Source organism: Pseudomonas sp. GV071 (assembly GCF_003050835.1).
Taxonomy (GTDB): Bacteria; Pseudomonadota; Gammaproteobacteria; order Pseudomonadales; family Pseudomonadaceae; genus Aquipseudomonas.
In genome coordinates this window covers 370,311-392,425 of record NZ_QAOJ01000004.1, presented here as the reverse complement: position 1 = coordinate 392,425, position 22,115 = coordinate 370,311, and the positions used below count along the sequence as shown (strand labels likewise).

Here is a 22,115-nt window from a genome sequence, read left to right as displayed (position 1 = left end):
GCGGTAACGGCAGACAGCTTGAATTGTGTTGTGTACTTGCTCATGAAAAACGCCCCAGAGGTTGGATTGGTGTCCAACTTCTGGGGCGCACTTCATTCCCCTGTGGGAGGGGCTTTAGCCGCGATGCTTTTGATCTTATGCCGACGGCGCTTGGTAGCTATCAATCACTTCCTGCGCCGCGCGGAACGCATCGATGGCAGCTGGCACACCGGCATACACCGCGCAGTGCAGCAGCGCTTCGCGAATCTCTTCCACCGTGCAGCCATTGTTCAGCGCGCCGCGTACATGGCCTTTCAGTTCCTGCGGGCACTTCAAGGCAGTCAGGGCGGCGAGGGTGATCAGGCTGCGGGTTTTCAGCGGCAGGCCTTCGCGGTTCCACACGCCGCCCCAGGCATGCTCGTTGACGAAGTCCTGCAGCGGTTGGCTGAAGTCGGTGGCGTTGTTCAAGGCGCGGTCGACGAAGGCGTCGCCCATCACCTGGCGGCGCACCTGTTCGCCGCTTTTGTTCTGTTCGCTCATGGCGTGCTCCTTGGTCAGTCGAGGCTCTGCACGCGCACCGGCGCCACACCGCTGCGCAGCATGTCCAGTTGTTCGGCGGCCGATTTGGAAATGTCGATCAGGCGCTTGCGGCTGTAGGGGCCGCGGTCGTTGATGCGCACGATCACCGATTTGTCGTTGTCGAGGTTGGTCACCCGCACGCGGGTGCCGAAGGGCAGGGTGCGGTGGGCGGCGGTCAGTTGCGCCTGGTCGAAGCGCTCGCCGCTGGCGGTTTTCTTGCCGTGGTGCTTGGCACCGTAATACGAGGCTTCGCCGCTTTCGTTGTAGTGGCCGCTGTAGCGGTCGGTGCCGCTATCATCGCCGCTGCCGCGAAAGGCTGGAGTGGTACAGGCGCTCAATAGCGCGAGAAAGCTTCCTGCCAGTAGAACGCGCCACATACCTGTGTCTCCGAAAATTAGAACCCTCTCCCCCAGCCCCTCTCCCGCCAGCGGGCAGAGGGGAGCTGATCGGCAACTCGGTCTAGTTCCCTCTGCCCGCTGGCGGGAGAGGGCTAGGGAGAGGGCTTTGCCGTTAGCCTTCCAGCTTCTGCTTCAACAGTTCATTAACCTGCTGCGGGTTGGCTTTGCCTTTCGAGGCTTTCATGGCCTGACCGACAAAGAAGCCGAACATTTTGCCGCGTTTGGCTTCATCGGCCGCGCGGTACTGTTCAACCTGCTCGGCGTTGGCGACGAGCATTTCATCAAGTACGGCCGAGATCGCGCCGCTGTCGGTGACTTGCTTGAGGCCTTTGGCTTCGATGATCTGATCGGCGCTGCCTTCGCCATTGGCCATGGCTTCAAAGACCATCTTGGCGATCTTGCCGGAGATGGTGTTGTCCGTGATGCGCTTGAGCATGCCGCCCAATTGCTCGGCGCTGACCGGCGAGGCGTCGATTTCCACGCCTTGCTTGTTGAGCAGGCTGCCCAACTCGACCATCACCCAGTTGGCCGCCAGCTTGGCGTCGCCGCTGATGCCCACCACCTGTTCGAAGTAATCGGCTTGCTCACGGCTGGAGGCCAGCACGCTGGCGTCATACGCCGACAGGCCGAACTGCGCCTGGAAGCGCTCGCGTTTCTGCGGCGGCAACTCCGGCAACGTGGCGCGGGTGGCGTCGAGGAAGGCGTTGTCGATGATCACCGGCAGCAGGTCGGGGTCGGGGAAGTAACGGTAGTCGTTGGCTTCTTCCTTGCTGCGCATGGCGCGGGTTTCGTCTTTGTTCGGGTCGTACAGGCGGGTTTGCTGAATGACCTTGCCGCCGTCTTCGATCAGCTCGATCTGGCGCTGGATTTCGCTGTTGATCGCCTTCTCGATAAAGCGGAACGAGTTGACGTTCTTGATCTCGCAGCGGGTGCCGAACTCGACCTGGCCTTTGGGGCGTACCGAGACGTTGCAGTCGCAACGCAGCGAGCCTTCGGCCATGTTGCCGTCGCAAATCGCCAGGTAACGCACCAGGGCGTGAATGGCTTTGACGTAGGCCACGGCTTCCTTGGCGCTGCGCATGTCCGGCTCAGAGACGATTTCCAGCAGCGGCGTGCCGGCGCGGTTGAGGTCGATGCCGCTCATGCCGCTGAAGTCTTCGTGCAGGCTCTTGCCGGCGTCTTCTTCCAGGTGCGCGCGGGTGATGCCGACGCGTTTTACCGTGCCGTCTTCGAGGGTGATGTCCAAGTGGCCCTTGCCGACGATGGGCAATTCCATCTGGCTGATCTGGTAGCCCTTCGGCAGGTCCGGATAGAAGTAGTTTTTACGGGCGAAGACGTTGTGTTGGCCGATCTCGGCGTCAATCGCCAAGCCGAACTTCACGGCCATGCGCACGGCTTCTTCGTTGAGCACCGGCAACACGCCGGGCATGCCCAGGTCGATCAGGCTGGCCTGGGTGTTCGGCGCGGAACCAAAGGTGGTGGCGCTGCCGGAGAAAATCTTCGATTGGGTGGCGAGCTGGGTGTGAATCTCCAGCCCGATAACAACTTCCCATTGCATGGTGTCTCTCCTCAGAAGCCTGTCGGTGTGCGCGTGTGCCAGTCAGTGGTGAGCTGATACTGGTGAGCGACGTTGAGCAGGCGACCTTCCTGGAAGTAAGGCGCGAGCAGTTGGACGCCAACCGGCAAGCCATCGACGAAACCGGCTGGCATGGAAATGCCGGGCAGGCCCGCGAGGTTGGCGGTGATGGTGTAGACGTCTTCGAGGTAGGCGGCGACTGGGTCGTTGTTCTTCGCGCCAATCTTCCAGGCCGGGTTCGGCGTGGTTGGGCCGAGGATCAGGTCAACGTCCTGGAAGGCACTCATGAAGTCGTTCTTGATCAGGCGACGGATTTTCTGCGCCTGCAGGTAATAGGCGTCGTAGTAACCGGCCGACAGGGCGTAGGCACCGACCATGATGCGGTTTTGCACTTCCGGGCCGAAGCCTTCGGCGCGCGAGCGCTTATAAAGGTCAGTGAGGTCTTTCGGGTCTGCGCAGCGGTAGCCGAAGCGCACGCCGTCAAAACGCGACAGGTTGGACGAGGCCTCTGCCGGGGCGATGACGTAGTACGCCGGAATGGCGTGCTGCATGTTCGGCAGGCTGATTTCCTTGACCACCGCGCCGAGCTTTTCCAGCTCTTTGACGCTGACCTGGATCAGCTCGGCAATGCGCGGGTCGAGACCGGCGCTGAAGTATTCCTTCGGCAGGCCGATGCGCAGGCCCTTGATCGAGTCGCCCAGGGTGGCGGAGTAATCCGGCACGGGTTCGTCGACGCTGGTGGAGTCTTTTGCGTCGAAGCCGGCCATGCCTTGCAGCAGCAGAGCGCAGTCTTCGGCGGTGCGCGCCAGTGGGCCGCCCTGATCGAGGCTCGAGGCGTAGGCGATCATGCCCCAGCGCGATACGCGGCCATAGGTGGGCTTGAGGCCGGTGAGGTTGGTCAGTGCCGCCGGTTGGCGAATCGACCCGCCGGTATCGGTGCCTGTGGCGGCTGGCAGCAGGCGTGCAGCCACTGCCGCCGCGGAACCGCCGGACGAGCCGCCCGGTACGTGCTCAAGGTTCCACGGGTTTTTCACCGCGCCGTAGTGGCTCGACTCGTTGGCCGAACCCATGGCGAATTCGTCCATGTTGGTCTTGCCCAGGCTCACGGCGCCGGCGGCGGCGAGCTTGGCAACCACAGTGGCGTCGTAAGGGGCTGTGAAGTTGTCGAGCATCTTCGAGCCGCAGCTGGTGCGCACGCCCTGGGTGCAGAACAGGTCTTTGTGTGCCAGCGGGGCACCGAGCAGCGCGCCGGTTTCGCCAGCGGCGCGACGGGCGTCAGCGGCGTTGGCCTGCTGCAACGCGCTGTCGGCGGTGACGGTGATGAAACTGTTGAGCTGCGGGTCGAGTTGGGCAATACGCGCCAGCAAACTGGTGGTCAGCTCAACGGATGAGAATTTCTTGGCCGCGAGGCCTTGGGCAATCTCGGCCAGGGTCAGTTGGTGCATGTCCACGTCCTTAATCACTCAATAACTTTAGGAACCAGATACAGGCCGTCTTGCACGGCCGGGGCGATGGCTTGGTACGCCTCGCGCTGATTCTGTTCGGTGACCTGGTCTTCGCGCAGGCGCTGGGTGGCTTCCAGCGGGTGGGCCAGGGGTTCGATGCCGGTGGTGTCGACCGCTTGCATCAAATCGATCAGGCCGAGAATGTTATTCAATGTTTCGGTGGTGCGAGGGATATCGGCTTCGTTCAGACCCAGTCGGGCCAGATGAGCGATTTTCTCCACCTCGGAGCGTTCAAGCGCCATCGGGTGTTCTCCAATTAATAGAACGGCCTGTGGAAGGCGAGTAGAAGTCCGTAGGGAATGTCGTACGGAACGGATAAGATCAGCGCGCGGTCATAAGCCGCTAACTGGGCGCCAATGCCGGGAAAAGGCGGCAATTTAACATATTGGCGCCTTGCCCAAAATCCCCGTCGTTGTTAGAGTTTGCGCCACTTTTTTACCCACGCGTTGCCTAGGGTCCCTATCCCATGTTTAAGAAACTGCGTGGCATGTTTTCCAGTGATCTTTCGATCGACCTGGGCACTGCCAATACCCTGATTTATGTTCGCGAACGCGGCATCGTGCTGAACGAGCCATCCGTGGTCGCCATCCGTACCCACGGCAACCAGAAGAGCGTTGTAGCGGTCGGCACCGAAGCCAAGCGCATGCTCGGCCGTACTCCTGGCAACATCGCTGCCATTCGCCCGATGAAAGACGGCGTGATCGCCGACTTCAGCGTCTGCGAAAAAATGCTCCAGTACTTCATCAATAAAGTGCACGAGAACAGCTTCCTGCAGCCCAGCCCTCGCGTGCTGATCTGCGTTCCGTGCAAATCCACCCAGGTAGAACGTCGCGCCATTCGTGAATCGGCCCTCGGTGCCGGTGCTCGCGAAGTGTTCCTGATCGAAGAGCCCATGGCTGCTGCCATCGGTGCCGGCCTGCCGGTAGAGGAAGCACGCGGTTCGATGGTGGTGGATATCGGTGGTGGTACCACTGAAATCGCCCTGATCTCCCTGAACGGTGTGGTGTATGCCGAATCCGTGCGTGTTGGCGGCGACCGCTTCGACGAAGCGATCATCACCTATGTGCGCCGTAACTACGGCAGCCTGATCGGTGAATCCACCGCTGAGCGCATCAAGCAGGAAATCGGCACCGCCTACGCCGGTGGCGAACTGCGTGAAGTGGACGTGCGTGGCCGTAACCTGGCTGAAGGCGTACCGCGCAGCTTCACCCTGAACTCCAATGAAGTGCTCGAAGCCCTGCAAGAGTCGCTGGCCACCATCGTGCAAGCGGTGAAAAGCGCACTCGAGCAGTCGCCGCCGGAACTGGCTTCCGACATCGCCGAGCGTGGCCTGGTGCTGACCGGTGGTGGCGCCTTACTGCGTGACCTCGACAAGCTGCTGGCCCAGGAAACCGGTCTGCCGGTGATCGTTGCCGAAGACCCGCTGACCTGCGTGGCCCGTGGCGGCGGCAAGGCTCTGGAAATGATGGACCGTCATACGATGGATCTGCTTTCCAGCGAGTAAGTTGGTCATGCAGTAGCCGTTGATGCAGTAATCGTTGGGCCCACTCCGGTGGGCTCATTGCATTTACAACGGTGCTTAGCCTTACACTCCGTCCACCTGCCAGCGATGCGGACCGTATGAACATTCAATTCAGCGTTGGAGCACTTAGCCATTAAGCCGCTCTTTGCCAAGGGACCCTCGCTGGGGGTACGCCTGCTGGTGCTGGTTGTACTGTCGGCCACGCTGATGGTGGTCGATGCCCGTTTCGAATCCCTCAAGCCCATGCGCAGCCAGCTCGGTCTGGTGCTGACGCCGTTCTATTGGCTGGCCGATTTCCCGGTACGCCTGTGGGATGGCGCCACGCAGCAGTTCACCAGCCGCAGCGAATTATTGGGCGAAAACGAAAAACTCAAGGCCGAAGCCTTGCTGATGCAGCGTCGTCTGCAGAAGCTGGCGGCCCTGACTGAACAGAACGTGCGTCTGCGCGAACTGCTTAACTCCTCGTCACTGGTGGATGAGAAGGTGCTGGTGGGCGAGCTGATCGGCGTCGACCCCAACCCGTTTACCCACCGCATCCTGATTGATAAAGGTGGCAAGGACGGCGTGTTCCTCGGCCAGCCGGTGCTCGATGCCCGCGGCCTGATGGGCCAGGTGGTCGAAGTGATGCCCTACACCTCGCGGGTGCTGCTGCTCACCGACATCACCCACAGCATTCCGGTGCAGGTCAACCGCAACGGTTTGCGTGCCATTGCCAGTGGCACCGGCAACCCGGAGCGCCTGGAACTGCGCCACGTGGCTGACACGGCCGATATCAAAGAAGGCGACTTGCTGGTGAGCTCGGGCCTCGGCCAGCGTTTCCCGGCCGGTTACCCGGTGGCGGTGGTCAAGGAAGTGGTGCATGACTCCGGCCAGCCATTTGCCATTGTCCGTGCCGTGCCGACCGCCGCGCTGAACCGCAGCCGCTACGTGTTGCTGGTGTTCACCGACACCCGTACCCCGGAGCAACGCGCGATCGACTCCGCCGAAGCCCAGGAAAAAGTCGATCGGCAGGCCGAGCAGAAAGCCGCCGAAGCGCTGCAAGGCACTGCGCCCGCAACGCCACCCGTCGCCGCTGCCAGCGCCACGCCGACACCGGCGCCAGCCGCGGCCAAACCGGCGACTGCGCCCGCCAAACCTGCGACCACGCCAGCCAAGCCGGCCACCACACCGGCTGCGGCCCCCGCCAAGCCTGCTGCTCAGGGAGAGCGTCGATGATCGGTCTGCGTCCCCGCAATGGCTGGGTCATCTGGTTCAGCCTGGCCCTGGCTTTGCTGCTCAGCGTGGCGCCGTTGCCTGACTTCATGGAAGTGGGCCGGCCGCTGTGGCCTGCGTTGATCCTCACCTATTGGGTACTGGCCCTGCCGCACCGCGTCGGCATGACCACGGCCTGGTTGCTCGGCCTCGGTGTGGACGTGCTGTACGGCACGCTGCTGGGGCAGAACGCGTTGATTCTGACCCTGATCACGTTCCTGGTGCTCAGCCTGCACCAGCGCTTGCGCATGTTCCCCATGTGGCAACAAAGCCTGGTGCTGCTGGTGGTGTTTGGCTTGGCCCAGCTGGTGCAGTTGTGGCTCAATGCGTTGACCGGCAACCGTCCACCGACCCTGGCTTTTGTGCTGCCGGCGTTGGTCAGTGCCTTGCTCTGGCCATGGGTGTCGGTGTTTTTGCGCGGTGTGCAAAAGCGTTTGAACGTCAATTAAGCGGGGCCGGGCCTTAGCCTGCGCCTCTTTACTGCTCGACAGGGAGAGGTCTGCATGGCCACGCTATACCTGGCCTCCGGGTCTCCACGCCGGCGTGAGCTGCTGACGCAGATCGGCGTTGCCTTTTCTACCCTTGCCGCTCCCATCGACGAGAGCGTGCTGTCCGGCGAAGCTGCCGACCTCTACGTGCAACGTCTGGCCCTGGCCAAAGCGCAAACCGGGCTAGCGACCCTATCCAATCCTGCCGATGCCGTGGTGCTGGGTGCCGACACCGCCGTGGTCGTCGACGGCCAGATTCTCGGCAAGCCCGTGGACCAGGCCGATGCCCTGGCCATGTTGCAGCTGCTTTCCGGCCGTGAACATCAAGTACTGACCGCCGTAGCCCTGGCCAATGGCCAGCGTAGCGACGTGCGTTTGATCAGCAGCGCAGTGCACTTTCGGTCGATTTCGAGCAGCGAAGCACATACCTATTGGGCCAGCGGCGAGCCGCAGGACAAAGCCGGCGGCTACGCTATTCAAGGCCTGGCCGCCGTGTTCGTTACCGGTATGCGTGGCAGCTATTCGGCCGTGGTCGGCCTGCCGCTGTGCGAAACCGCCGCCTTACTCGCCGAATTCGGCATCCCCTGCTGGCAGGCCTTGAGCGAGAGCCGTCATGAGTGAAGAAATTCTGATCAACATCACCCCCATGGAATCGCGTGTGGCGGTGGTGGAAAACGGTGTGCTGCAAGAGGTGCACGTTGAGCGCACCCAGCGTCGCGGTATCGTCGGCAATATCTATAAAGGCAAAGTGGTACGGGTGCTGCCGGGCATGCAGGCGGCGTTCGTCGACATCGGCCTGGAGCGCGCGGCGTTTATCCACGCCTCGGAGATTTCCACCCGCGAAGGGGCGGCAGTGGAAAGCATCAGCGCCCTGGTGCACGAAGGCCAGAGCCTGACCGTGCAGGTGACCAAAGACCCCATAGGCAGCAAAGGCGCACGCCTGACCACGCAGCTGTCGATCCCTTCGCGTTACCTGGTGTATATGCCGCGCACCAGCCATGTCGGCATTTCCCTGCGCATCGAAGACGAAGTCGAGCGCGAGCGCCTGAAAAAAGTGGTGGCCGATTGCATTGCAGCCGAAGGCATTGAAGAGGCCGGCGGTTTTATTCTGCGCACCGCCGCCGACGGTGCCGGTGCTGATGAGATCGTCGCCGACATCCGCTACCTGCGCCGCCTGTGGGGCCAGATCGGCACCCAGATGAAAACCGCGCCAACGCCGTCGGTGATCTACGAAGACCTCAGCCTGGCCCTGCGCACTCTGCGTGACCTGGTCAGTCTGCGCACGGAAAAGCTGCGGGTCGACTCGCGGGAAACCTTCCAGAAGGTCACCCAGTTTGTCGATGAGCTGATGCCGGAAGTGGCCGACCGTATCGAGCACTACCCCGGCGAGCGGCCGATTTTCGACCTCTATGGCGTCGAAGACGAAATCCAGAAGGCACTGGAGCGCAAGGTGCCGCTCAAATCCGGCGGTTACCTGATCATCGACCCGGCCGAGGCGATGAGCACCATCGACGTCAACACCGGTGCCTTCGTCGGTCACCGCACCCTGGAAGAGACCATCTTCAAGACCAACCTGGAAGCGGCCACCGCCATCGCCCGCCAACTGCGCCTGCGCAACCTGGGCGGGATCATCATCATCGACTTCATCGACATGGAAGATGAGGAGCACCAACGCCAGGTGCTGCGCACCCTGGAAAAACAACTGGAGCGCGACCACGCCAAGACCAACATCATCGGCATCACCGAGTTGGGGCTGGTGCAAATGACCCGCAAGCGCACCCGCGAGAGCCTCGAGCAGATCCTCTGCGAGCCCTGCATCAGCTGTCAGGGCCGGGGCAAACTGAAAACGCCGGAAACCATCTGCTACGAAATCTTCCGCGAAATTCTCCGCGAGGCGCGCGCCTACCAACCGGAAGGCTATCGTGTGTTGGCCAACCAGAAAGTGGTCGACCGGCTGCTGGACGAGGAATCGGGTAATGTGGCCGACCTTGAGAGCTTTATTGGCCGCACCATCAAATTCCAGGTCGAGAGCATGTATTCGCAGGAACAATATGACGTGGTCCTACTCTGACTCCTCTCGTGCCCCTGACCGCCATTCCGTGTAACGGCGGCTCGCCAGAATTGGCTCGGCCCAACAATAAAAGGAAAGCCGCCTGACCATGCCGCGCCTTACCCGCTTGCTTGCCACCCTGACGCGCTGGGGCCTTTACCTATGTGCAACGGGGCTGATTGTGGCGGCGTTGTACGTCAGTGTCGGCCGGCAGCTGGTGCCAATGGTGGCCGATTACCGCTTGCAAGCCGAAGACCGCTTGCGCGAGGCGGTGGGCCTTCCGGTCACCATCGGCAGTCTGGAGGGCAGTTGGCGCGGCCTGGCGCCATTATTGGTAGCCCATGACGTGCAAGTGGGCGAAGGCCCCAGCGCCTTGCGCCTGGACCAGGTGCGCGCGGTGCCCGACCTGTGGGCCAGCCTCAGCACCCAGCAAGTGCGCGTCGGCAGCCTGGAAGTCGATGGCCTGCAACTGAGCGCGGTGCAGGATGTTGATGGCAGCTGGCATCTGGAAGGCCTGCCGCAGCGCGATAACAGCGCGCCGCTGGACCCCGAACAACTGATCCGCAGCATGAAACGGATCAAGCAGCTGTCGCTGTTCAACAGCCAGCTCACCCTCGAACCACAAGACAGCGCGCCGCTGACCCTCACCTACATCAACCTCGACCTGCTCACCGGCACCAGCCGCCAGCGCCTGGACGGCCGCGTGACCCTGCCCGATGGCCAGCCGCTGAGCTTCAGCCTGGATGCCCGGGTAAAGGCCAAGGCCTGGCGTGAAGCCCAGGCCGAGATTTACCTGAGCCTGCCGCAAAGCGACTGGGCGCGCTGGCTGCCCGCCGGCCTGACCCGCGACTGGCATGTCGAGCGTTTCCAGGCCGGTGGCGAGTTCTGGCTGTCCTGGGCTGAAGGCGCCGTGCAACGCGCGGTAGCGCGGGTGCACGCGCCGGAACTGCGCGCTGCCTATGCCGAACGCAAAGCGGTGAAGCTCGATGACCTGGCGGTGATGGCGTATGTAAATCGCACCGAGCAGGGCTACACCCTGTTGCTCAACTCCCTGGCCGCTACCCTCGGCGAGACCCGCTGGGGCGAAGTACAGGTTGGTCTGACCTACCAGACCGCTGCCGCCGAGCGTCCGCAAAGCTGGCAGGTCACCGCTGACCGCCTTGACCTGGCGCCACTGACACCGCTTATCGAAGCCCTGGCGCCGCTGCCGGAGAAAGCTGCCGCCGTGCTTGATGGCCTGCAGCCGCAGGGTGCGCTGCACAACGTGCAACTGAGCATCAGCCCCGCGGCCAGCAACCCGGACCAGCGCCTACAGTTCGCTGCCAACCTGCAACAGATCAGCTTCAAGGCTTACGGCGGCGCGCCGGCGGCCGAGAATGTCAGCGGCAGCATCAGCGGCGATCTGGGCCATGGCGAGCTGCGCATGGACACGGAAAACTTCGCCCTGCACCTTGACCACCTGTTCCCCAAACCTTGGCGTTACCAGAAGGCCAATGCGCGCCTGACCTGGACCCTGAACAGCGACGCCTTCACCCTGATTGCCCCGTCCATGAAGCTGCTCGGCGACGAGGGCAAGCTGGCCGGCGACTTCCTCATCCGCCTGACCCTGGCGCCGGACACCGAAGACTACATGGACCTGCGCGTCGGCCTGCAGGAAGGCAACGCCCAGTACGTGGAGAAGTACCTGCCCACCCTGGTGCCGAGTTTCAGTCAGGACCTGGCCAAGTGGCTGACCACCGCCATTCACAGCGGTGCCATCGACGAAGGTTATTTCCAGTACCAAGGCTCGCTGAACAAGGGCGCCGAAGACGCTGCCCACAGCATCAGCCTGTTCTTCAAAGTGCACGACACCGAACTGGCCTTCCAGCCAGGCTGGCCTGTGCTGCAAAAGGTCGCCGGTGATGTGTTGATCGAAGACACCGGCGTGCGCGTGCGGGCGCCGAGTGGGCAGTTGCTCAACAGCACGGTCAGCGATGTGAATGTCGACGTGCCGCACGTTGCCAAGGGTCAGCCGTCGCGCTTGCTGATTACCGGCGATGTCGACAGCAGCATGGCCGACGCGTTGAAGATTCTGCAGGAAGCGCCCATCGGCACCGCCTCGGTGTTCAACGGCTGGAGCGGGCAGGGCGATCTCAAAGGCAAGCTCAACCTGGACATCCCCCTCGGTCCTGGCCCGGCCACCCGCGCCATCGTCGATTTCAGCGCCGACGGCGCCAAGCTCAGCATGCCGACGCCCAAGCTCGAGCTCAGCCAGATCAAAGGCAACTTCCGCTACGACACGGCTACCGGCCTCAGTGCCCCGGATATCCGTGCCCAGGCCTTCGGCCGTGCGGTGCGGGCCAAGGCCATCGCCAGCAGCACCCCGGGCAAACCCACTTCGCGTATTGAAGCCAGCGGCCAGATGGCGCTGAAAAGCCTCACCGAATGGCTGGGCGTGACCCGACCACTGCCTGCATCTGGCGAGTTGCCGTATCAATTGGCGGTGACCCTGGATGGCGACAACAGCCAGCTGCAGGTCGATTCCACGCTCAAGGGCCTGGCCATCGATCTGCCGGCACCGCTGGGCAAGGCCGCCGCTGAGGAGCGCCCAAGCCAGTGGCGAATGAATCTGCAAGGGGCCGAGCGCAGCTATGCGCTGGCTTACGCCAACCTCGCCAGTCTGGCCGCCAGCGCGCCGGCCAGTGGTGTCAATGACGGACGCGCCGAGTTGCGCCTGGGCAGCGGCACCGCGCGAGTGCCGAGCGCCAAGGGGCTGCAGGTTAACGGTGAAGTCAGCGAGCTGGACGCCAGCGCCTGGCAGGACGTGGCAAAGCGTTATGCCGGCGACCAGGCGGCCAGCGCCAAACAGGTGTTCAACAGCGCTGACCTGCATATCGGCACCTTCCGCGGCCTGGGAGCCGAAATCGACAACCTCGACGTGAAGATGACCCGCATCGACAGCGGCTGGAGCATCACCCTGGGCAGTGCCAAGGTCAGCGGCCAGGTCGGCCTGCCGGATGCCGACGGCGCGCCCATCGATGTGCAGCTCAAGCACCTGCGCTTCCCGCCGGCAAAGCCGCCAGCGCCGGTCACGGCTGAAGTGCCGGAAGCGGATGAGCCAGATTCCCTGGCCGACGTCGACCCGAGGCAGATTCCAGCGTTGAACCTCAACATCGCCCGCGTCTACCAGGGCGACGCCCTGCTCGGCGCCTGGTCGCTGAAAGCGCGGCCGAATGCCAAGGGCGTGGCGTTCAACGACGTCAACATGGGCCTCAAGGGCCTGCAGGTGGAAGGCGACGTCGGCTGGGAAGGTGCACCGGGCGCCACCAACAGCTGGTTCAAAGGCCGCATCGGTGGCAAGAATCTGGCCGACGTGCTGCTTGCCTGGAACTTCGCCCCGACCGCTACCAGTGAAGATTTCCACATGGACATCGACGGCCAGTGGCCTGGCTCGCCGGCCTGGATCAGCCTCAAACGTTTCAGCGGCACCCTCGACCCCACCCTGCGCAAAGGCCAGTTCGTCGAAGCCCAGGGTTCTACTGCGGCGCTACGGGTGTTCGGCTTGCTCAACTTCAACTCCATCGGCCGCCGCCTGCGTCTGGACTTCTCCGACCTGCTCAGCAAAGGCTTGAGTTACGACCGGGTGAAAGGCCTGCTGGTGGCCACCAATGGCGTGTACCTGACCAAAGAGCCGATCACCCTCACGGGGCCGTCGAGCAACCTGGAGCTCAACGGTACCCTGGACCTGGCCAGTAACCAGGTCGACGCCAAGCTGCTGGTGACCCTGCCGCTGAGCAACAACCTGCCGCTGGCGGCGCTGATTGTCGGCGCTCCGGCCATTGGCGGTGCGTTGTTCGTGGTGGATAAATTGCTCGGCAAGCAGGTCGCCCGCTTCGCCAGTGTGCAGTACAGCGTCAAAGGCTCCTGGCAGGACCCGCAGATCAATTTCGACAAACCCTTTGAAAAACCTCGCTAGTCTTACTAACGAGCCCCTGACCTCGGAGCGCGTATGTCCCTCGCGGTAATTCAAATGGTCAGCCAGGACGATGTGCTGGCCAATCTGGCCCAGGCGCGGCTGCTGTTGCAGCAAGCTGCGGAGCAGGGCGCTCAGCTGGCGGTATTGCCAGAAAACTTCGCCGCCATGGGCCGCAGCGACCTGGCCGCCATCGGTCGTGCCGAGGCCGAAGGCCACGGGCCGATTCTGCCGTGGTTGAAACAGACCGCCCGCGACCTCAAGTTATGGATAGTGGCGGGCACCTTGCCGTTACCGCCGGCCGGGCAACCGCAGGCCAAGTCGCACGCCTGCTCGCTGTTGATCGATGAGCACGGCGACGTGGCGGCGCGCTATGACAAGCTACACCTGTTTGATGTCGATGTGGCCGACAGCCGTGGCCGCTACCGCGAGTCGGATGACTATGCCTTTGGCGCCAATGTGGTGGTGGCGGATACGCCGGTGGGGCGCATGGGCCTGACGGTGTGTTACGACCTGCGTTTCCCTGAGCTGTACAGCGCGCTGCGCGAAGCCGGGGCGGAACTGATCACGGCGCCGGCGGCGTTTACCGCCGTGACCGGCGCGGCGCACTGGCAGGTACTGCTCAGGGCGCGGGCCATTGAAACGCAGTGCTACATCCTTGCCGCCGCTCAGGGCGGCCTGCACCCGAAAGGGCGCGAAACATTTGGCCATGCGGCAATCATCGACCCCTGGGGGCGGGTGCTTGCCGAGCAGGCTCAAGGCGCGGCTGCGCTGCTGGCCAACCGTGATGCGGTTGAGCAGGCGGCCATCCGTCAACGTATGCCGGTGCACACGCACCGCCGTTTTTCTGCGTCGACGCTGAAGGCGACGACCTGAAGGTACAGGCCACAGCGCCTATTGGAGTGACTATGAGCGACATGTTGCTGTCCGTCAGCGAGCACCTGTTGGGGCCGGGCGGTTTGAGCATTGATCATTTGCCGGGCGTGCTCGGTGAATTGGCCGGCCCGGGTATTGATGCGGCTGATCTGTACTTCCATGGCCAGGTCTCCGAGACCTGGGTACTTGAAGACGGCATCGTCAAAGAAGGCAGCTTCAACCTCGACCAGGGCGTGGGCGTGCGTGCCCAGTCTGGCGAGAAAACCGGTTTTGCCTACAGCAACGCCATTACCTCCGAGGCCCTGAGCCAAGCCGCCCGTGCCGCGCGCTCAATCGCCCGTGCGGGCCAGCAAGGCCGTGTGCAGGCATTTGTCAGCCCGGAAGTGGCGCGCCTGTATGCGCCGGAAAACCCACTGGAAGTGCTGACCCGCGCGGAGAAGGTCGAACTGCTCAAGCGTGTGGACGTGGCCACCCGTGCTCTCGACCCGCGTATTCAGCAAGTCACCGTCAGCCTCGCCGGGGTGTGGGAACGCATTCTGGTTGCGGCTGCCGATGGCAGCCTGGGCGCCGATATCCGTCCGCTGGTGCGCTTCAACGTCAGCGTCATCGTCGAGCAGAACGGTCGCCGTGAACGCGGTGGCCAGGGCGGTGGCGGGCGTTCCGATTACCTCTACTTCCTCACCGAAGACCGCGCCATGGGGTATGCCCGTGAGGCGCTGCGCCAAGCGTTGGTCAACCTCGAAGCGATTCCCGCACCGGCCGGCGCCATGCCGGTGGTGATGGGCGCTGGTTGGTCCGGCGTGCTGCTGCACGAAGCGGTGGGCCACGGCCTGGAGGGCGACTTCAACCGCAAAGGCAGCTCGGCCTACAGCGGCCGCATTGGCGAGAAAGTGGCGTCGAGCCTGTGCACTATTGTCGACGACGGCACTCTGTTCGGTCGCCGCGGCTCGCTGAGCATGGACGACGAAGGCACGCCTACCCAGTGCACCACCCTGATCGAAAACGGCGTGCTCAAGGGCTATATGCAAGACAAGCTCAACGCCCGCCTGATGGGCGTCGCCGCCACCGGTAACGGTCGCCGCGAAAGCTACGCGCACCTGCCGATGCCGCGCATGACCAACACCTACATGCTGGCCGGCGAAAGCGACCCGGAAGAAATCATTCGTTCGGTGAAAAAAGGCATCTACTGCGCCAACCTCGGCGGCGGCCAGGTCGACATCACCAGCGGCAAGTTCGTGTTCTCCACCAGCGAGGCCTACCTGATCGAAGACGGCAAAATCACCGCCCCGGTCAAAGGCGCGACGCTGATTGGTAACGGGCCGGAGGCCATGAGCAAGGTGTCCATGGTTGGTAATGACCTGGAGCTGGACAGCGGCGTCGGCACTTGCGGCAAGGACGGGCAATCGGTGCCGGTCGGAGTGGGGCAGCCGACGTTGAAGATTGATTTGATTACCGTAGGCGGGACGGGCTCGTAAGGCTCACCGCGATACTGGTGGGAGGGGCTTTAGCCGCGATGCTTTTAAGATCAAAAGCTCGCGGCTGAAGCCCCTCCCACAAAAAAGCCCTTCTCCCGGAGAATCGGAGTAGGGCTTAACGCAACCCGCGTTTGGTTTCGTCCAGGTCGCGGATGTATTTGAAGATTTTGCGCGTGGCGGCCGGGGCTTTGTTCTGTGCCGCTTCGTGCTGGGCCTGGCGGATCAGCTGACGCAAATGGGTGCGGTCGGCGTCCGGGTACTCGGCGACGAAGGCTTCGAGCACGTCGTCGGTGCCGGTGGCCAAGCGGTCACGCCAGCGTTCGAGGTTGTGGAAACGTTCGTTGTACTGCCGGGTCGAGGCATCGAGTTGGTCCAGCAGCACCAGAATTTCATCGATGTTCTGATCGCGCATCAGCTTGCCGATGAACTGGATATGCCGTTTGCGGGCGATGTGCGCCGTGTGTTTCGGCGCTTCGGCCAGGGCGCGACGCAAGGCGTCGGTCAGCGGCAGTTTGTCGATCAGGGCAGGTTTGAGCGTGGTCAGGCGCTCGCCAAGGTCAACCAGCGCATGCAGTTCGCGCTTGACCTGAGTTTTGCTCTTCTCTTCGGAGAAGTCGTCGGAATAGTCAGACATGGGGCAGATCCAGTTGGAAACGCCGCCATGATAACGAGTCAAAGGCCGCTTGTCCGGCCTGGCCAGGTGACTGGTCTTCGAACTGGAGTTGTAGGTTATGAGTGCAGCAGACGTAGTTGGGCCACAGGCCCTGCCGCAATTGCAGGAACAGGTGGCGCGGATCATCGCCGAAGCCAAGGCCCAGGGCGCCAGCGCCTGCGAAGTGGCGGTGTCGGTGGAGCAGGGGTTGTCGACCTCGGTGCGCCAGGGCGAAGTGGAAACCGTTGAGTTCAACCGCGACCAGGGTTTTGGCATCACCCTCTACCTGGGCCAGCGCAAAGGCTCGGCCAGCACCTCCGCCAGCGGCGACGCGGCGATCCGGGAAACCGTGGCGGCCGCCCTGGCCATTGCCAAGCACGCCTCTGAAGATGAGTGCTCGGGCCTCGCCGATGCCGAGCTGATGGCCCGCGACCTGCCGGACTTGGACCTCTACCACGCCTGGGACATTACCCCCGAACAAGCGATCGAGCGCGCGCTGGAATGTGAAGCCGCTGCCTTCGCCACCGATTCGCGGATCAAGAATGCCGACGGCACCAGCCTCAATACCCACCAGGGCTGCCGCGTATACGGCAACAGCCACGGTTTTGTCGGCGGCTATGCCAGCACCCGGCAGAGCCTGAGCTGCGTGATGATCGCCGAAGCCGACGGCCTGATGCAGCGCGATTACTGGTACGACGTCAGCCGCCGCGGCGAAGACCTCGCCAGCGCCGCCAGCATCGGCCGCCGCGCTGCTGAGCGTGCCGTGAGCCGTTTGGGCGCGCGCCCGGTGCCGACCTGCGAAGTGCCGGTGCTGTTTGCCGCCGAGCTGGCCGGCGGCCTGTTCGGGCATTTCCTCGGCGCGGTATCGGGCGGCAACCTGTACCGCAAATCCTCGTTTCTGGAAGGCAGCCTCGGGCAGACGCTGTTCCCTGAATGGCTGAGCCTGGATGAGCGTCCACATATCCGTGGTGCCCTGGGCAGTGCCTCGTTCGACGGCGATGGCCTGGCCACCTACGGCAAGCACTTCGTGGAAAACGGCGTGCTGCAGTCCTACATTCTCGGCACCTACTCGGGCCGCAAATTAGGTATGCCGAGCACCGCCAACTCCGGCGGCGTGCATAACCTGTTCGTCAGCCATGGCGACGAAAACCAGAAAGCCCTGCTCAAACGCATGGGCCGTGGGCTGTTGGTCACCGAGCTGATGGGCCAGGGCCTGAACATGGTCACCGGCGATTACTCCCGTGGCGCTGGCGGTTACTGGGTGGAAAACGGCGAAATCCAGTTCCCGGTGCAAGAGGTGACCATCGCCGGCAACCTGCGCGACATGTTCAAGCAGATTGTCGCCGTGGGTAACGATCTGGAGCTGCGCAGCAATATCCGTACGGGCTCGGTGTTGATCGAGAAGATGACCGTCGCTGGTAGCTGATTTTTCTCTCCGAGCGTTTAAAAGCATCGCGGCTAACCGGAGCGCCGGACCGGCCGCTCCTACGTTTTGTGCGAACGTGTAGGAGCGGCTTCAGCCGCGATGCTTTTTGCCTATTACCTGCTTTAGCCATCTATCTCTTTTTTCGCTATTACTCCTGTTTCTCAGAAAATAGCCGCGTTTTCACGCCTTAAATTCGATCTTTAAATCACCTGTTGATTATTCTTCCCAAATAAGAATAAATGTCATCAAGTCTTTTGGAGGTTGAGCCATGGCGCTGCGATCCCCGTTTGGTCCGTGTCTGGACTGCTGGTATTGGCAAGGTTTGCGCATTCGCTGCGCATTGCTGCCGAACGAACCGCGTCTGCTCGAAGTGCATTGGGCGCAGGGCTGCGAGCTGGTGGAACACGGCCAGTTGTGCCCGTGGCAGATGTCTGTCAGCACCCTCAATCTGCTCCTCGATACCGCCTGCGACCCGGTGCTGCCCTGGCACTGGCGCAGCCTCTGCCTCGACCACGCCTACCGCTCGCTCTACGCCATCCAGCACCTGGCTCAGGAAAAAGCTCAGCACTTCACGCTCAATCGCCTGCGCAACCGCCTGGCCACGCTGCAGATGACGCCCTCCATCGCTTTTTCTGAACTGGCACAAGGAAATCCCTATGAGTAATTTGCGCACCGAACGCGACAGCATGGGTGAGCTGGCGGTCCCTGCCGAGGCGCTGTACGGCGCGCAAACCCAGCGCGCGGTGGATAACTTCCCGATCTCGGCGCTGCGCATGCCGACGCCGGTCATTCGCGCGCTGATTCAGGCCAAGGCCGCTGCCGCACGGGCCAACGTCGAGCTGACGCAGATCACTCCGGAGCAGGGCGAGGCGATTGTTGGCGCCTGCCAGGAGCTGCTGGCCGGTGATTTCATGGCGCATTTCCCGGTGGATGTGTTCCAGACCGGCTCGGGCACCAGTTCCAACATGAACGCCAACGAGGTGATCGCCACCCTGGCCAGCCGCATTCTCGGCGCGCCGGTGAGCCCCAACGATCACGTCAATTGCAGCCAGAGCAGCAACGACATCATCCCCACCACCATCCATGTCAGCGCCGCCATCGAACTGCAGGAACGCCTGTTGCCGTCGCTGGGCCATTTACTTAGCGCCTTGTGCGAAAAGTCGCTGCAAGTGCAGCCCTATGTAAAGACTGGTCGTACCCACCTGATGGATGCGATGCCGGTACGCATGAGCCAGGTGCTGGACGGTTGGGCGCAGCAGATTCAAAGCAATATCCAGCACCTGCGCCTGTTGCTGCCGAGCCTGCAGGCCCTGGCCCAGGGCGGCACGGCGGTGGGTACCGGGATCAACGCCCATCCGAGGTTTGCCGAAACCTTCTGCCTGGAACTGAAGGAGCTCACCGGCCTGCACTTCACCCCTGGGGATAACTTTTTCGCCCTGATCGGCTCGCAAGACACCGCCGTCGCCGTGTCCGGCCAGCTGAAAACCACCGCCGTCTCGCTGATGAAAATCGCCAACGACCTGCGCTGGATGAACTCCGGGCCGCTGGCCGGTCTGGCGGAAATCGAGCTGGAGGCGCTGCAGCCGGGTTCGTCGATCATGCCGGGCAAGGTCAATCCAGTGATTCCGGAAGCGGTGGCGATGGTCGCCACCCAGGTGATTGGCAACGATGCGGCGATCACCGTCGCTGGCCAGTCGGGCAACTTCGAGTTGAACGTGATGCTGCCGGTGATTGCCCAGAACCTGCTGTACAGCATTGAGCTGTTGAGCAACGTCACCCGCCTGCTGGCCGACCGCGCCATCACCACCTTCAAGGTCAACCAGCCCAAGCTCAACGAGGCGCTGGCCCGCAACCCGATCCTGGTTACCGCGCTGAACCCGATCATTGGTTACCTGAAGGCCGCCGAGATCGCCAAGCTCGCCTACAAGGAAGGCCGCGCGATTATCGATGTGGCGCTCGAGCACACCGACCTCAGTCGCGACCAGCTGGAGCAGTTGCTCAACCCGGAAAAACTCACGGCTGGCGGCTTGTAAACCTCTGTCCCTGAACCTGCACAGGAGCGGTCCATGAAGCATTGGCAAGGCATGATGAAGATTGGCAATCAGCTGTTCGGTGCCGGCGATTTCTACTCGGCACGCGAACAGTACTTGCAGGCGCTGGCCCTGGCCCAGGTGTTGTTTGACCGCTGGGCCAACGCCGAAGAAGCGGTGGCGGCGCTGGTGATCTCGCACCACAACCTGGCCGACCTGCACCTGCGCATCGGCCAGCCGGAGGAGGCTGCCGAGTACCTGTGCGCGGTGCACGAGTACCTGTTGCAGGCCGCGGGAAATCCACGCTTGTCGGCCATGCTGCGCGACACCTCACTGCGCCAAAGCCAGCGCACCTACACCGAACTGCTCGGTTTTATCAGTGAGAACGGCCAATACCCGAGCACCGAGTACCTGTTGGCCTGCTCGCGCATTACCCACAAGCCACAGCGGGTGATCAAGTCGGGTCATCGCGTGCTTAGCCATCGTGTCTACGGAGAGTCTTGATATGTCGTACAGCCTGCCCCCGCTGCCCTACGCCTATGGCGCCCTCGAGCCGCACATAGACACCCAGACCATGGAGATCCACCACAGCAAGCACCACCAGACCTATATCAACAACCTCAACGCGGCGCTGGAGGGCAACCCGCTGGGGCAGTTGCCGGTGGAAGCGTTGCTGACCCGCTTGAAGGACGTACCGGAAAACCTGCGTGGCGCAGTGATCAACAACGGTGGCGGCCACGCCAACCATTCGCTGTTCTGGCAGGTAATGGCCGAGAACGCCGGCGGCCTGCCGCAGGAAGAATTGGCCCAGGCGATTGACCAGCAACTGGGTGGCTTCGATGCGTTCAAGGAGGCCTTCACCAAAGCAGCGCTAACCCGGTTCGGCAGCGGTTGGGCCTGGCTGAGCGTGACACCGGAGAAAAAACTGGTGGTGGAAAGCAGCGGCAACCAGGACAGCCCGTTGATGAACGGCAACACGCCAATCCTCGGTCTGGACGTGTGGGAACACGCCTATTACCTGCGTTATCAGAACCGTCGGCCGGAATACATCGGCGCGTTTTTCAACGTGATCAATTGGCCCGAAGTGTTGCGGCGCTATCGCCTGGCGCTGAGTTGAAGTCGCCGCCGCCGGTGGTTCGCTGACAAGGTCTATTCATGCCCGTTTCCCTGCATTCGCTGTCCACCTTTGGCGGTAAACCGCTGCGTCGTTCACTGGGTTTTGCCATCGTGCTGGCGGGCGGTTTTCTGTTGTTTCGCCAGGCCGAAGCCTTGCTGATGGCCCACCCGCATCTATGGCGAGCGCTACAGGGCGGCATGCTCTGTTCGCTTGGCACCGCCCTTGGCGCGCTGCCGGTTCTGCTGCTGCGCCGGGTGGCCGCGGCGGTGGCCGATGGAATCATGGGTGCCGGTGTTGGCGTGATGCTCGCGGCCACTTCCTTTTCCCTGATTCTGCCAGGGCTGGATGCCGCGCGAGCGCTGGGCTATGGCGAGGTGGCGGCAACGGCATTGGTGAGTGGTGCGGTGTTTATCGGCGCGATGGCCTTGTTCGTCGCCGGTCGACTGCTGCCACAAACGCCAATGGTGCATGAGCTGCCGGCGGATCAGTCATTGCCGGTGATCACCCCGAAGGTGGTGCTGTTTGTGGTGGCCATCGTGCTGCACAACATTCCCGAAGGTATGGCGGTGGGCGTGTCATTTGGTGCCGCGACTCAGGCGGCGGATGCGCTGACCATGGGCATCGCCCTGCAGAACGTGCCGGAAGGGCTGATCATCGCGCTGGTGCTGGTGGCGGCGGGCATGTCGCGGGTCAAGGCGACCGCGATTGGTGTGGCCTCAGGCTTGGTCGAACCGTTATTCGCGGTGCTCTGTGCCTGGCTGGTGGGGCTGTCGGAAATTCTGTTGCCGTGGGGGCTGTCGCTGGCGGCCGGGGCGATGCTTTTCGTGATCACCCACGAAATCATTCCCGAACTGCACCGCAAAGGTAACGGCACCTACGCCAGCGTGGGGCTGGCGAGTGGCTTCTGCCTGATGATGTTGCTCAGCGCCGCGCTCACGCGCTGAGCGGGGGAGGGCGTTACTCGCCTTCGTCGAAGCGGTTGTTGATCAATTCCACTAACGCGGCTAGGGCTTCATCGCCCTGTTCGCCGTCGGTGCTCAGGTGGATGGCGGTACCTTTGCCGGCGGCCAGCATCATGACGGCCATGATGCTCTTGCCGTCCACACAGCTTTCCGGGCTGCGGCCAATACGGATCTGGCAGGGGAAACGACCGGCTACGCCAACGAATTTGGCGGCGGCGCGGGCGTGCAGGCCGAGCTTGTTGATGATGGTGATTTCACAGGCAGGCATTGCTGCTTA

General features: G+C 62.8%; 21 protein-coding genes. 14 read left to right on the top strand and 7 right to left on the bottom strand.

What is annotated here, in order from left to right; genetic code table 11:
- Positions 1-135: 135 nt before the first annotated feature.
- From C8K61_RS10530 to gatC, 5 genes are all read right to left on the bottom strand, one after another.
- Positions 136-519, bottom strand: a complete 384-nt coding sequence (locus C8K61_RS10530; RefSeq protein WP_108096194.1) for a carboxymuconolactone decarboxylase family protein — start codon at positions 517-519, stop codon at positions 136-138.
- A gap of 14 nt (positions 520-533) precedes the next feature.
- A complete protein-coding gene (locus C8K61_RS10525; protein ID WP_108096193.1) occupies positions 534-935 on the bottom strand; it encodes a septal ring lytic transglycosylase RlpA family protein in 402 nt (133 codons plus the stop codon).
- A 133-nt stretch (positions 936-1,068) separates the two neighbouring features.
- Complete coding sequence (gene gatB / locus C8K61_RS10520) at positions 1,069-2,514, bottom strand: Asp-tRNA(Asn)/Glu-tRNA(Gln) amidotransferase subunit GatB (RefSeq protein WP_108096192.1); 1,446 nt, start codon at positions 2,512-2,514, stop codon at positions 1,069-1,071.
- Between the two features lie 11 nt (positions 2,515-2,525).
- On the bottom strand, positions 2,526-3,977 hold the full coding sequence (gene gatA / locus C8K61_RS10515) for an Asp-tRNA(Asn)/Glu-tRNA(Gln) amidotransferase subunit GatA (protein WP_108096191.1): 1,452 nt from the start codon (positions 3,975-3,977) through the stop codon (positions 2,526-2,528).
- A gap of 14 nt (positions 3,978-3,991) precedes the next feature.
- Positions 3,992-4,279 (bottom strand): Asp-tRNA(Asn)/Glu-tRNA(Gln) amidotransferase subunit GatC, encoded by a 288-nt coding sequence (gatC, locus tag C8K61_RS10510; protein ID WP_108096190.1) that lies wholly within the window; start codon positions 4,277-4,279, stop codon positions 3,992-3,994.
- A gap of 224 nt (positions 4,280-4,503) precedes the next feature.
- Between gatC and mreB the strand changes: the two genes are divergently transcribed.
- From mreB to tldD, 8 genes are all read left to right on the top strand, one after another.
- On the top strand, positions 4,504-5,541 hold the full coding sequence (gene mreB / locus C8K61_RS10505; RefSeq protein ID WP_108096189.1) for a rod shape-determining protein MreB: 1,038 nt from the start codon (positions 4,504-4,506) through the stop codon (positions 5,539-5,541).
- A 198-nt stretch (positions 5,542-5,739) separates the two neighbouring features.
- Positions 5,740-6,774, top strand: coding sequence for a rod shape-determining protein MreC (gene mreC / locus C8K61_RS10500; protein ID WP_371919981.1), 1,035 nt, complete (start codon positions 5,740-5,742; stop codon positions 6,772-6,774).
- Positions 6,771-7,259 (top strand): rod shape-determining protein MreD, encoded by a 489-nt coding sequence (gene mreD, locus C8K61_RS10495; RefSeq protein WP_108096188.1) that lies wholly within the window; start codon positions 6,771-6,773, stop codon positions 7,257-7,259. Before mreC ends, mreD begins: the two co-directional genes overlap by 4 nt.
- A 54-nt stretch (positions 7,260-7,313) precedes the next feature.
- The gene (locus C8K61_RS10490) at positions 7,314-7,919 is read left to right on the top strand and encodes a nucleoside triphosphate pyrophosphatase (protein WP_108096187.1); all 606 of its coding nucleotides are present in this window, start codon (positions 7,314-7,316) and stop codon (positions 7,917-7,919) included.
- The gene (rng, locus tag C8K61_RS10485) at positions 7,912-9,369 is read left to right on the top strand and encodes a ribonuclease G (RefSeq protein WP_108096186.1); all 1,458 of its coding nucleotides are present in this window, start codon (positions 7,912-7,914) and stop codon (positions 9,367-9,369) included. The genes C8K61_RS10490 and rng overlap by 8 nt, the downstream gene beginning before the upstream one ends.
- 88 nt (positions 9,370-9,457) lie before the next feature.
- A complete protein-coding gene (locus C8K61_RS10480; RefSeq protein ID WP_108096185.1) occupies positions 9,458-13,303 on the top strand; it encodes a YhdP family protein in 3,846 nt (1,281 codons plus the stop codon).
- A 33-nt stretch (positions 13,304-13,336) separates the two neighbouring features.
- A complete protein-coding gene (locus C8K61_RS10475) occupies positions 13,337-14,176 on the top strand; it encodes a carbon-nitrogen hydrolase family protein (protein ID WP_108096184.1) in 840 nt (279 codons plus the stop codon).
- Between the two features lie 32 nt (positions 14,177-14,208).
- Complete coding sequence (gene tldD, locus C8K61_RS10470; RefSeq protein ID WP_108096183.1) at positions 14,209-15,651, top strand: metalloprotease TldD; 1,443 nt, start codon at positions 14,209-14,211, stop codon at positions 15,649-15,651.
- A 115-nt stretch (positions 15,652-15,766) separates the two neighbouring features.
- Here the strand turns inward: tldD and yjgA are convergent, their stop codons facing one another.
- Positions 15,767-16,285, bottom strand: a complete 519-nt coding sequence (gene yjgA / locus C8K61_RS10465; RefSeq protein ID WP_108096182.1) for a ribosome biogenesis factor YjgA — start codon at positions 16,283-16,285, stop codon at positions 15,767-15,769.
- Between the two features lie 97 nt (positions 16,286-16,382).
- Here yjgA and pmbA point away from each other — a divergent pair, with 97 nt between their 5' ends.
- The 6 genes from pmbA (at position 16,383) to C8K61_RS10435 (ending at position 21,820) form a co-directional block, all read left to right on the top strand.
- Positions 16,383-17,729 carry a metalloprotease PmbA gene (gene pmbA, locus C8K61_RS10460; protein ID WP_108096181.1) on the top strand — a complete coding sequence of 449 codons (1,347 nt, stop codon included), beginning with the start codon at positions 16,383-16,385 and terminating at the stop codon, positions 17,727-17,729.
- A gap of 268 nt (positions 17,730-17,997) precedes the next feature.
- Positions 17,998-18,393 carry a FagA protein gene (locus C8K61_RS26975; protein WP_256589407.1) on the top strand — a complete coding sequence of 132 codons (396 nt, stop codon included), beginning with the start codon at positions 17,998-18,000 and terminating at the stop codon, positions 18,391-18,393.
- Positions 18,386-19,762, top strand: coding sequence for a lyase family protein (locus tag C8K61_RS10450; RefSeq protein WP_108096180.1), 1,377 nt, complete (start codon positions 18,386-18,388; stop codon positions 19,760-19,762). Before C8K61_RS26975 ends, C8K61_RS10450 begins: the two co-directional genes overlap by 8 nt.
- A 33-nt stretch (positions 19,763-19,795) precedes the next feature.
- Positions 19,796-20,263, top strand: a complete 468-nt coding sequence (locus tag C8K61_RS10445; RefSeq protein ID WP_108096179.1) for a hypothetical protein — start codon at positions 19,796-19,798, stop codon at positions 20,261-20,263.
- Between the two features lies 1 nt (position 20,264).
- Positions 20,265-20,876, top strand: coding sequence for a superoxide dismutase (locus C8K61_RS10440; RefSeq protein ID WP_108096178.1), 612 nt, complete (start codon positions 20,265-20,267; stop codon positions 20,874-20,876).
- A 38-nt stretch (positions 20,877-20,914) separates the two neighbouring features.
- Positions 20,915-21,820 (top strand): ZIP family metal transporter, encoded by a 906-nt coding sequence (locus tag C8K61_RS10435; protein ID WP_108096177.1) that lies wholly within the window; start codon positions 20,915-20,917, stop codon positions 21,818-21,820.
- 13 nt (positions 21,821-21,833) lie between these two features.
- On the opposite strand, the gene C8K61_RS10430 is transcribed toward C8K61_RS10435, so the two are convergent.
- Positions 21,834-22,106, bottom strand: a complete 273-nt coding sequence (locus C8K61_RS10430) for an HPr family phosphocarrier protein (RefSeq protein ID WP_108096176.1) — start codon at positions 22,104-22,106, stop codon at positions 21,834-21,836.
- Positions 22,107-22,115 lie beyond the last annotated feature (9 nt).